This window comes from Pseudomonas sp. J380, from assembly GCF_009827115.1.
Lineage (GTDB): Bacteria > Pseudomonadota > Gammaproteobacteria > Pseudomonadales > Pseudomonadaceae > Aquipseudomonas > Aquipseudomonas paracarnis.
This window is the reverse complement of record NZ_CP043060.1, coordinates 1,404,638-1,416,406: the sequence shown is the minus strand read 5'-3', so window position 1 is coordinate 1,416,406 and position 11,769 is coordinate 1,404,638. Positions and strand designations below refer to the sequence as shown.

8 protein-coding genes are annotated in these 11,769 nt (G+C 61.9%); all 8 read right to left on the bottom strand.

Going from position 1 to position 11,769, the window contains the following annotated elements; all coding sequences use genetic code 11:
* Positions 1-54 precede the first annotated feature (54 nt).
* Positions 55-2,010: an acetoacetate--CoA ligase gene (locus FXO12_RS06375; RefSeq protein ID WP_057977447.1), complete on the bottom strand. Its 1,956-nt coding sequence runs from the start codon at positions 2,008-2,010 to the stop codon at positions 55-57.
* A gap of 127 nt (positions 2,011-2,137) precedes the next feature.
* Positions 2,138-2,911: a 3-hydroxybutyrate dehydrogenase gene (locus FXO12_RS06370; protein ID WP_054896543.1), complete on the bottom strand. Its 774-nt coding sequence runs from the start codon at positions 2,909-2,911 to the stop codon at positions 2,138-2,140.
* 7 nt (positions 2,912-2,918) lie between these two features.
* Positions 2,919-4,310: a GntP family permease gene (locus FXO12_RS06365; RefSeq protein WP_054896542.1), complete on the bottom strand. Its 1,392-nt coding sequence runs from the start codon at positions 4,308-4,310 to the stop codon at positions 2,919-2,921.
* Positions 4,311-4,596: 286 nt separating this feature from the next.
* On the bottom strand, positions 4,597-5,997 hold the full coding sequence (locus FXO12_RS06360) for a sigma-54-dependent Fis family transcriptional regulator (protein ID WP_057977449.1): 1,401 nt from the start codon (positions 5,995-5,997) through the stop codon (positions 4,597-4,599).
* A gap of 145 nt (positions 5,998-6,142) precedes the next feature.
* A complete protein-coding gene (locus FXO12_RS06355; RefSeq protein WP_054896540.1) occupies positions 6,143-7,714 on the bottom strand; it encodes an ABC transporter ATP-binding protein in 1,572 nt (523 codons plus the stop codon).
* A gap of 10 nt (positions 7,715-7,724) precedes the next feature.
* Positions 7,725-8,747 carry an ABC transporter permease gene (locus tag FXO12_RS06350; RefSeq protein ID WP_034125731.1) on the bottom strand — a complete coding sequence of 341 codons (1,023 nt, stop codon included), beginning with the start codon at positions 8,745-8,747 and terminating at the stop codon, positions 7,725-7,727.
* Positions 8,747-9,805 carry a microcin C ABC transporter permease YejB gene (locus FXO12_RS06345; protein WP_057977451.1) on the bottom strand — a complete coding sequence of 353 codons (1,059 nt, stop codon included), beginning with the start codon at positions 9,803-9,805 and terminating at the stop codon, positions 8,747-8,749. Before FXO12_RS06345 ends, FXO12_RS06350 begins: the two co-directional genes overlap by 1 nt.
* A complete protein-coding gene (locus tag FXO12_RS06340; protein ID WP_057977453.1) occupies positions 9,805-11,664 on the bottom strand; it encodes an extracellular solute-binding protein in 1,860 nt (619 codons plus the stop codon). Before FXO12_RS06340 ends, FXO12_RS06345 begins: the two co-directional genes overlap by 1 nt.
* Positions 11,665-11,769: the final 105 nt, after the last annotated feature.

The following is an 11,769-nucleotide window of genomic DNA, read 5'->3' as shown; positions in this document are numbered from 1 at the left end:
GCATGCCTTGAGGGTTTTTCTTCAAAACGCTGCGTCAGCGCTGAAACCTTTCATCTAATAAGCCAGCTCAGCTCTGTCGCGAAATTGCTCCAGTGCCTGGGGGTTGGCCAGGGCATCGGTGTTTTTCACCGGCTCGCCATGCACCACATTGCGCACCGCCAATTCGACGATTTTGCCGCTGATGGTGCGGGGGATATCCGTGACAGCGAGGATCTTCGCCGGCACGTGCCGCGGTGTGGTGTTGGCGCGAATCACCTGGCGAATCTGCTGTTGCAGCGCCTCGTCCAGTTCAATTCCATCATCCAGGCGCACAAACAGCACCACGCGCACGTCGTCCTGCCAGCGTTGACCGATGGCGAGGCTTTCCAGCACCTGCGGGATCTTTTCCACCTGGCGATAAATCTCGGCGGTGCCAATGCGCACGCCGCCGGGGTTGAGCACCGCATCGGAACGCCCGTGGATCAACAGGCTGCCGTTGGCGCGTTGCTCGGCATAGTCACCCTGTGCCCACACGCCGGGGAACTGGCTGAAATACGAGGCGCGCAATTTTTGCTGTTGCGGGTCATTCCACAGCCGGATGGGCATGGCAGGGAAGTGCCGGGTGCACACCAGTTCGCCTTTCTCCCCGATCAGGGGCCGGCCCTGGTCGTCCCACACTTCGATGGCCATGGCCAGGCTCTTGCACTGCATTTCACCGCGCCGTACCGGCAGCACCGGGTTGCCGATCACAAAGCAGGAGACAATGTCGGTGCCACCGGACATCGAGGACAGGCACAGCTCAGCCTTGATCTCGCGGTACACGTAGTCGTAACTCTGGGGCGACAGCGGCGAGCCGGTCGAAATCAGACCCTTGAGGCTGCCCAGGTCGTGGCTCAGGCGCGGCTGCAACCCGGACTTTTCCAGGGTGGCGAGGAATTTGGGGCTGGTGCCGAACACGCTGATTTTTTCCGCATCGATCAGGTCGATCAAACGTTCGGGGCCGGGGTGGAACGGCGAGCCGTCGTACAGCACCGCGGTGGCGCCGATCGCCAGCACCGACACCAGCCAGTTCCACATCATCCAGCCGCAGGTGGTGTAATAGAACAGGCAGTCCTCGCGGTTCAGGTCGGCATGCAGGCCGTGTTCCTTGAGGTGCGTCAGCAATACGCCGCCAGTGCCGTGGATGATGCACTTGGGGATGCCGGTGGTGCCGCTGGAATAAAGGATATACAACGGGTGATCGAACGGCACCGCGACAAATTCCGGTTCGCCGCCGGCTTGATAGAAGTCGTCCCACAGCGCGACGTGGGCGTGGGTGGTGTAGTCCCCAGCCTGCGCTTCGGGCTTGGCGTAAGGCACGATGATCAGCTGTTGCAGGGAGGGCAGGCGTTCTAGGATCTCATTGAGCTTGGCGCTCTGGTCGATGCGCTTGCCGGCATAGCGGTAGCCCGCGCAGGTGATCAGCACCTTGGGCTCGATCTGGCCGAAGCGGTCGATGACGCCTTGGGTGCCGAAGTCTGGCGAGGAGCACGACCAGATCGCACCGAGGCTGGTGGTGGCGAGCATGCCAACCAGGGTTTGCCAGGTATTGGGCATACACGCGGCCACCCGGTCACCTATGCCGACCCCGGCCGCCCGCAGGCTTTTTTGCAGGCCGGCAACCTGTTCCGCCAGTTGCGCATAGCTCAATTGTTCACGTTGGCCGTCTTCGCTGACAGCCACCACCGCAGGATGATCGTCGCGCCGGCGCAACAGGTGTTCGGCGAAGTTCAGGGTGGCGCCGGGAAACCATTGGGCGCTGGGCATCTCGATGTCTTCGATCAGCGTGACGCTGGATGGGCTGCGAAACTGCACGTCGAAGAACGCGACAATCGCCTGCCAGAAATCCGGGCGCTGGTCGATGCTCCATTGGTGCAGGGCGGGGTAGTCGTCGAGCTGCACGCCGTGCCGTTGGTTGATGAAGCGGCGGAACTGATCCATGCGCGTGGTGGCGATGCGTTCCGGGGAGGGTTGCCAGAGGATCTCGGACATAAGCTGCCTCTTCTCGTTCCCACGCTTCGCGTGGGAATGCCTGACTGGACGCTCTGCGTCCGCTTTTGGGGCGCGGAGCGCCCCGGTCTGCGTGCCCACGCAGAGCGTGGGAACGGTCATCACGGGTTTACTGGGCCAGCCAGCCACCGTCGATGTTCCAGGCCGCGCCGCGCACCTGGGCGCCGGCTTCACTGCACAAGAACAACACCAGTTCCCCCAGTTGCGACGGCGTCACAAACTCCAGCGACGGCTGTTTCTCTGCCAACAGATCCTGCTGCGCTTGCTGTGGGTCGACCCCAGTGGCCACGCGATCATCAATCTGCTTCTGCACCAGCGGCGTCAGCACCCAGCCCGGGCAGATGGCGTTGCAGGTGACATTGCTGGTGGCGGTTTCCAGGCCCACCACCTTGGTGAGGCCGATCACCCCATGTTTGGCCGCCACATACGCCGCCTTGCCCACTGAGCCGACTTGCCCATGCACCGAGGCGATATTGACGATGCGCCCCCAGCCCTTGGCCTTCATGCCCGGCAAGCTCAGGCGTGTGCTGTGGAACACCGAGGACAGGTTGATGGCGATGATCGAATCCCAGCGCTCCACAGGGAAGTCTTCTACCGCTGCCACATGCTGGATACCGGCATTGTTGACCAGGATGTCCACGCCACCGAACTCGCGCTCGGCGTAGGCGAGCATGTCGGCGATCTGCGTGGGGTCGCTGACGTCTGCCGGGTGATGCCCGACCTTGCCGCCAAACGCCTGCACCTGGGCGATCACCGCGCTGGCGTCGCCAAAGCCGTTGAGAATCAGGTTGGCGCCGGCCTTGGCCAGGCTCAGGGCAATCCCCAAGCCGATGCCGCTGGTGGAGCCGGTGACCAGGGCGGTCTTGCCATTCAAAGTTGTCATGAAAACCTCACACAATGCCGGTGGCGTAGAAAGTACCGATCACCACGAACACCGCAAGGGTCTTGATGATCGTAATGCCAAAAATGTCCTTGTAGGCTTCGCGGTGGGTCAACCCGGTGACCGCCAGCAGGGTGATCACTGCGCCGTTGTGGGGCAGGGTGTCCATGCCGCCGCTGGCCATGGCCGCGACCCGGTGCAGCACCTCAAGGGGGATATTGGCCGCGTGGGCGGCTGCAATGAAGCTCTCGGACATCGCGGCGAGGGCGATGCTCATGCCGCCGGAAGCGGAGCCGGTGATACCGGCCAGCAAGGTCACGGTGATCGCTTCGTTGACCAGCGGGTTGGGGATGCCCTTGAGCCAGTCCGCCAGTACCAGAAAGCCTGGCAGCGAGGCGATTACTGCGCCAAAGCCGTATTCCGAGGCGGTGTTCATCGCCGCAAGCAATGCACCGCTTACCGCGCTTTTACTGCCTTCGGCCAGCTTGCTCTTGATCGCCGAGAAGCCGAACACCAGCACCACGATAATTCCCACCAGCAATGCCGCCTGCACCGCCCAGATCGCGGTGAGCTTGGCGATTTCGGTGGTCACCGGCGCGCTCATGCCCGGCAGGCTGAGGCTGTGGGTCTTGCCGTACCACTGCGGGATCCAGTGGGTGAACAACAGGTTCATCACCCCCACCAGGATCAGCGGCGACAGCGCGACCCATGGGTTGGGCAAGGCAAGGTTGTCGGCGGTTTCCGGCTCATTGCGCAACTCGGTGCCATAGCCTTCACCGGCACGCTGGGCCTTGTTGCGCTGGCGTGCGAGGTAGAGCATGCCGGCGCAAAACACGAAGATCGTGCCGATCAGCCCCAGCCACGGCGCCGCCCAGGCGGTGGTGTTGAAGAAGGTGCTGGGGATGATGTTCTGGATCTGCGGAGTGCCGGGCAGGGCGTCCATGGTGAACGAGAACGCACCGAGGGCGATGGTCGCCGGGATCAGGCGCTTGGGGATATTGCTCTGGCGGAACATCTCGGCGGCAAACGGGTACACCGCAAACACCACCACGAACAGCGACACGCCACCGTAGGTGAGCAGGGCGCAGACCAGCACAATCACCAGCATCGCCTGGCGCGTGCCGAGCAAGCGGATCGCAGCGGCCACGATCGAGCGCGAAAACCCCGACAGCTCAATGAGCTTGCCGAACACCGCACCGAGCAGGAATACCGGGAAATACAGCTTGATAAAACCGACCATCTTTTCCATGAACACCCCGGTAAAGGCAGGTGCGACGGCGGACGGGTCAGTGAGCAGCACCGCGCCAAGGGCGGCGATGGGGGCGAACAGGATAACGCTATAGCCACGGTAGGCGGCCAGCATCAGCAGCGCGAGCGCGGCCAGGGCAATGATCACACTCATGGTGTGTCTCCATCGGATTGTTATTGTTGTGGGTGAGGCTGTGGGAGGAAGCTATAGCGAGATGTGTGCCAGATTTATAACTTGTTGATATATATAGATTTATTTACTTTTTAACGACGGTTTTCCAGAAGGCAGTCTCAATCGAGAGACGAGTGGAGATCCCTTGTGGGAGCTGGCTTGCCTGCGATAGCGGTGTAACAGTGCCATATTCCCTAGCTGAACCAACGCTATCGCAGGCAAGCCAGCTCCCACACAGGATTGTCTCCATAGTGGGAATCTAGTCTCTTTAATGAGACTGGGTTATTCCAAGAGCCAGCATTTTTTTATACAACGTTGACCGCCCAAGCCCCAACCGCTTGGCTGCCTCTACCACATTCCCTTCACACGCCGTGAGCGCGGCTGCGATCACCTGCCGATCTAACCGTTCCCGTGCCGCACTGAATGTCTCTTCTTCCATCGACACCAGCGCACGGCGTTCAACCGGCGTAAAAGTGCCAATCGCTGTGCGTATCTCCTCGGCATTCAACACCAAGTCATCACTCAGCAACGCCGCCCGCTCCAGCACATTGCGCAGCTCGCGGATATTGCCCGGCCAGGCATGTTGGGCCAACAGCGCCAGGGCATCGCGGTCCAGTTCGTGCTGGCTGCGCAACTCCTCAAGGATCGCCTCGCTCAGCGCCGGAATATCCTCCAGCCGTTCACGCAGCGGCGGCACCTGGATCGGCAGCACGTTGAGGCGGTAATACAGATCGGCGCGAAACTCGCCACGCTTGATCGCCGCTTCCAAGTCCATGGACGTCGCGGCAATCACCCGCACATCGCTGTGCAGCATCTCGTTGGAGCCCACCGGTTCGAATTCCTTTTCCTGCAACACCCGCAGCAATTTGCTTTGCAGTGGCAGCGGCATGTCGCCGATTTCATCGAGAAACAACGTGCCGCCCTGGGCAATCTGGAACTTGCCGGGGCGACCCTTGCGGTCGGCACCGGTAAAGGCGCCGGGTGCGGTGCCGAAGAATTCGGCTTCAAGCAGATCATGGGGGATCGCCGCGCAGTTGACGCTCACAAAGGCTTTGTGCGCCCGTGGCGATGCGCCGTGAATGGCCTGGGCCAGCAGCTCCTTGCCGGTGCCGGTCTCCCCGAGTAGCAATACCGGCGAATCGGCACTCGCACTGCGCCGCGCCCGGCGCTTGACCTCAAGGCTGGCGGCGCTGGTGCCGATAAAGTGCGCGAAGTTGTATTTGCTTTGCCGCGAACGCAGCAGCGAGCGCGTGGAGGCCAGCTCCTGCTGCATGCTCAGGTAGCGCTCGATCAGCGGCGACAGGTTGCGCAGTTCATCGAACAGCGCAAACCCAATCGCGCCGATCACCGCCCCGGCCTCGTCGTGGATCGGCAGGCGCATCACCACCAGCGGGCCTTTGGGAGTGTCCTGGATATCCAGCAGGATCGGCCGGTCGTTGCGCACCACCTGGCGCAGCAGGCTGTTGGAAATCACCTGCTCGCAAGGCTGGCCGATGGCTTGGTCGGCGCTCTTGAGGCCAAAACGCTTGGCGTAACGCTCGTTCATCCACACGATGTTCGCATCGCGGTCGACGATGACTGTGCCCTCGCTGGACTGCTCGATGATCTCGAACAGCGACTGGATGGCCAGGCCGCGAACCTGTTGGTAGTCCTTGAGGCTGGTACTCATGGGTACAGAATCCTGTTAATGGTCGTTCCCACGCTCTGCGTGGGAATGTCTACCGTGACGCTCTGCGTCACTCGGCGTAGGGCCAAGACACGACGCGGAGCGTCTCGGGTTGTGTTCCCACGCAGAGCGTGGGAACAATCTCACCTCACAAAGGGATGTGCGCTGCTGCCAGCAGTTCTTTGGTGTACGGGTGTTGGGGCGATTCGAACACATCATGGCTCGCGCCACGCTCCACCACCTTGCCATCCTTGACCACGATCATGTCATGGGCCATGGCCCGCACCACCGCCAGGTCATGGCTGATAAACAGGTAGGTCAGGCCGTATTTGTCCTGCAGTTCGCGCAGCAGCGCCACCACTTGTTTCTGCACTGTACGGTCGAGGGCCGAGGTCGGTTCGTCGAGCAGCATCAGCGCTGGCTTGAGTACAAGGGCGCGGGCAATGGCGATGCGTTGGCGCTGGCCACCGGAAAACTCATGGGGGTAGCGATGTCGGCTGGCAGGGTCGAGGCCCACGTCCTTGAGCACCTGTATGACTTGCGCGTCACGCTCGGCCAGGCTGCACGGCGCGTGTACTTCCAGGCCCTCGCTGATGATCTGCTGCACCGACATGCGCGGGCTGAGGCTGCCATAGGGGTCCTGGAACACCACCTGCATCTGCTTGCGCCATGGGCGCATCTGCTGATGGTTGAGCGGGTCCAGGGCCTCACCCTGGAAGCGAATGCCGCCGCTGGAGTCGAGCAAGCGCAGGATCGCCTGGCCCAGGGTGGACTTGCCGGAACCGGACTCGCCGACAATCCCCAGGGTTTTGCCGCGCTGCACGCTGAGGCTGATGCCGTCCACCGCGCGCAGGTAGGTCTTGGCCCGGAACAGCCCGCCACCGAGGGGGAATTGCACGCTCAGGTCATCCACTTCCAGTACCGTCTCACGGGGCTCGCTGCACAGCACATCGCCCGAGGGCTCGGCGTCCAGCAGCAGGCGGCTGTAGGGATGCTGCGGTGCGGTGAACAAGGCCTGGCAGTCAGCCTGCTCGACGATTTCGCCGGCACGCATCACACAGACCCGCTGGGCGATACTGCGCACCAGGTTGAGGTCATGGCTGATCAGCAGCAGCGACATGCCCAGGCGTTGTTGCAAGGACTTGAGCAGCAGCAGGATCTTGCGCTGCACCGTCACGTCCAGCGCCGTGGTGGGCTCGTCGGCAATCAGCAGTTCGGGCTCGCAGGCCAGGGCCATGGCGATCATCACCCGCTGGCGCTGGCCGCCGGACAATTGATGGGGGTAGGCCTTGAGCCGTTCCTGGGGTTTCTGGATGCCCACCAGTTCCAGCAGTTCGAGGATGCGCGCCTGCGCCGCCTTGCCGCCCAGGCCCTTGTGCAGCAGCAGGGTTTCGCCGATCTGCTTTTCGATGCTGTGCAGCGGGTTGAGGGAGGTCATCGGCTCCTGGAAGATCATGGCAATGCGGTTGCCGCGCAATTTTTGCAAGGTACTCGGTGAGGCGCCGATCAGTTCCTGGCCGCGATACTTGATGGAACCCAGGGTTTCGGTGCCGGCTTGCGGCAGCAGTTGCAGGATCGAATGGGCCGTCACCGACTTGCCCGAGCCCGACTCGCCCACCAACGCCAGGCACTCGCCAGGGCGCACGTCCAGGCTCAGGTTGCGCACGACGGTCTGGCCGTTGAAGGCGACGCACAGGTCGCGGATTTCGATCAGGTTCATACGCAGTCACTCATGAGCGGGGGTCGAAGGCATCACGCAGTGCCTCGCCGATAAACACCAGCAACGACAGAATCAGCGCCAGGGTGAAAAACGCCGTCAAGCCCAGCCACGGCGCTTGCAGGTTCTGCTTGCCCTGGCCGATCAGCTCGCCCAGGGAGGCGCTGCCGGCGGGCATGCCGAAGCCAAGGAAATCCAGAGCGCTCAAGGTGGATATCGCCCCGGTCAAGATAAATGGCAAATAGCTGAGGGTCGCGGTCATGGCGTTGGGCAGGATGTGCCGGCGAATGATCTTGCCGTCGCCCAGGCCCAGGGCGCGTGCGGCCTTGACGTACTCCAGGTTGCGCCCACGCAGGAACTCGGCGCGCACCACGTCCACCAGGGCCAACCAGGAAAACAGCGCCATGATCCCCAGCAACCACCAGAAGTTCGGCTCCACAAACCCCGACAGGATAATCAGCAGATACAGCACCGGCAGGCCAGACCACACCTCGAGGATGCGCTGGCCGAGCAAGTCCACCCAGCCACCGTAGTACCCCTGCAACGCCCCGGCGGCAATGCCAATGACGGCGCTGATGGCGGTCAGGGCCAGGGCAAACAGGATCGACACCCGTGCACCAAAGATCACCCGGGCCAACACATCGCGGGACTGGTCATCGGTGCCCAGCCAGTTCACCGCCGACGGCGGGCTCGGGGCAGGGCGGGAGAGTTCGTAGTTGGGCGTGTCATCGCTGAACGGAATCGGCGGGAACAGCATCCAGCCGCCATCCTGCTTGATCAGCTTTTGCACGTAGTCACTGCGGTAGTCCGCCTGGAACGGCAACTGCCCACCGAACTGCTGCTCGGTGTAGCGCTTGAACACCGGAAAATACAGCTCGTTCTTGAAACTGAGCACCAGCGGCTTGTCATTGGCGATCAACTCGCCGCCCAGGGTCAGGATAAACAGGCCGATAAACAGCCACAGCGACCACCAGCCACGGCGGTTTTTCTTGAAGCGTTCGAAACGCCGGCGAGCCACGGGAGACAGGTTGAGCATCAGGCGTTCCTCGCGGCGAAGTCGATACGCGGGTCCACCAGGGTGTAGCACAGGTCACCGATGAGTTTTATCAGAAGGCCGAACAGGGTGAAGATAAACAGCGAGCCGAACACCACCGGGTAGTCGCGGGACACGGCCGCCTCGTAGCTCATGCGGCCCAGGCCATCGAGGGAGAAGATCACCTCGATCAGCAGCGAGCCGGCAAAAAACACACTGATAAACGCCTGGGGAATCCCCGAGATCACCAGCAACATCGCATTGCGGAACACGTGACCGTACAGCACCCGGCGTTCGCTCAAACCCTTGGCGCGGGCGGTGACCACGTATTGGCGGGTAATTTCATTGAGGAACGAGTTCTTGGTCAGGATGGTCAAGGTGGCAAAGCCGCCGATCACCAGCGCCGTTACTGGCAGTACCAGGTGCCAAAAATAGTCGGCGATTTTGCCCACGGTGCTCAGTTCGGCGAAGTTTTCCGAGACCAGCCCGCGTACCGGGAACCAGTTCAGCGAGGTACCGCCGGCGAACACCACGATCAGGAACATCGCAAACAGGAATGCCGGCATCGCGTAACCGATGACGATGGCCGTGCTGCTCCACATATCAAAGCTGCTGCCATGGCGCACGGCCTTGCGTATGCCCAAGGGTATCGACACCAGGTAGGTGATCAGCGTGGCCCACAGGCCGAGGGAAATCGTGACGGGCATCTTTTCCAGGATCAGGTCAGTTACCGTTGCGCCTCTGAAGAAACTGTTGCCGAAGTCCAATTGGGCATAGTTCTTGAACATCAACCACAGGCGTTCCGGCGCGGATTTGTCGAAGCCGTATTGTTTTTCGATGTCCTTGATCAGCTTCGGGTCCAGGCCGCGACTGGCTCGCGAGCCGCTGATGCCTTCGCCGGATGCGCCGGCTACACCACCGCCACCAATGCCTTGCAGGTGAGCGATGGCTTGTTCCACCGGCCCGCCGGGCGCGGCCTGCACGATCACGAAGTTCACCAGCAGGATGATCACCAGCGTCGGGATGATCAGCAGCAGGCGCCGTACGATATAGGCAAACATCAGTGGGCCTCTCCGCGTTTTTTCAACTCAGCCTGCATTTGTTCGTTCGTCAGCGGGGTGGGGCTGACTTCCCACCAGGTTTCCAGGGCTTCGTCGTTCTTCGCCTCGATGGCCGGGCGCCCGAAACGGTTCCACCATGCGGCGGAGGTGCCCGGTGGGTAATAGTTGGGGATCCACAGGTAATTCCATTGCAGTACGCGGTCCAGGGCGTGGGCATAGGTGAGCATCTTGGCCTGGGTGTCAGCCTTGACCAGGCCATGGATCAGGGTATCGACGGCCGGGTCCTTGAGCACGATGTAGTTGTTGGCGCCCGAATCGAACGCGGCGGCAGAGCCGAAATAGTTGTACAGCTCCATGCCGGGCGAGGTGGTGACCGGGAAACCCGTGACGATCATGTCGTAGTCGCGGGCCATCAGTCGGTTGACGTACTGCGAGGAGTCGATGCGGCGAATATTCAGGGTGATGCCGATCTGCGCCAGGTTGCGTTTGTAGGGCAGCAACAGGCGTTCGAGGCCGTTCTGGACGTTGAGGAAGGTGAATTCCAGTGGCTCGCCCTGGGCATTGACGAGTTTGTCGCCCACAGGTTTCCAGCCGGCGTCTTCCAGCAGGGCCAAGGCTTGCAACTGTTTGTCGCGGATCATGCCACTGCCATCGGTGACCGGGGCCTTGAACACCTGGGTGAACACCTCGTCGGGAATCTGCCCGCGCAGGGGTTCGAGGATTGCCAGTTCTTCCGGGGTGGGCAACTGGCTGGCGGCCAGCGGGCTATTGGAAAAATAGCTCTGCTGGCGGATGTACAAGTTGCGCATCATCTGCCGGTTGGCCCATTCAAAATCCCACAGCATCGCCAGGGCCTGGCGCACGCGGCGATCCTTGAATATCGGTTTTTGCACGTTGAACACATAGCCCTGGGCCGGCTGCGGCATCTCCTTGGCCAGGTGCGCGCGCTGCAGGCGGCCATCGTCCAAGGCCGGGCCGTTGTAGCCGATGGAGTAACCGGTGGCGGAGAATTCACGGTTGAAATCATAGGCGCCGCCGCGTAGCACTTGGCGCGCTACTTCGGTGTCGCCGAAGTACTCCAGGCTCAGGTGATCGAAGTTGTACAGGCCGCGGCTGACCGGCAAGTCCTTGCCCCACCAGTCGGGGTCACGGGTGAAGGTGATGGTGCTGCCGGAGTCGATCTTGCTGACCTTGTAGGGGCCGCTGCCCAGTGGCGCTTCGTAGCCGCCGCCGTTGGCAAAGTCGCGGATCTTCCACCAGTGCTCGGGGAACACCGGCAAGGTGGCGATATCCAGGGGCAGGGTACGGTTTTCGTTGCTGGAAAAGTCAAAGCGCACCTGGCGCTCACCTTCGACCTCGACGTGCTTCACGTCGGCAAATAGCGTGCGAAAGCGCAAGCTGCCTTGGGTCATCAGCACGTCAAAGCTGTAGCGCACGTCTTGCGCGGTGATGGGCTTGCCATCGGCAAAGCGCGCCTTGGGGTTCAGGTAGAAGCGCAGTGACAGGCCATCGTCGGCGCGCTCCATCTTTTGCGCCACCAGGCCGTAGACGGTGTAAGGCTCATCCAGCGAGCGCAACGCCAAGGGCGCATACACCCAGCCGTCGACCTGGGATACGCCGATGCCTTTGTCGATATACGGCAGCACATGGTCAAACCGCCCCACCTCCAGCGCGGAACGCCGCAGGCTGCCGCCCTTGGGAGCGTTGGGGTTGGCATAGTCGAAATGGCTGAAACCTTCGGCGTATTTGGCGGGCTCGCCGTACACCGTCAGGTAGGTTTGCGGGGCTGCGATCACCGCAGTGCTGGCCATTAGCAAGGCCAGGGTGGAACAGAGCAGAGATGAAAAAGCCAATCGCATTATCAGCCTTGAGCGCCGGGTAAGAGTCATAAGGATTTGTACGCTAACGGCCTGGGCATCGCCAGTCATCAGATGCACAACGGCCCACCAAAGGGCGGGCCGTTG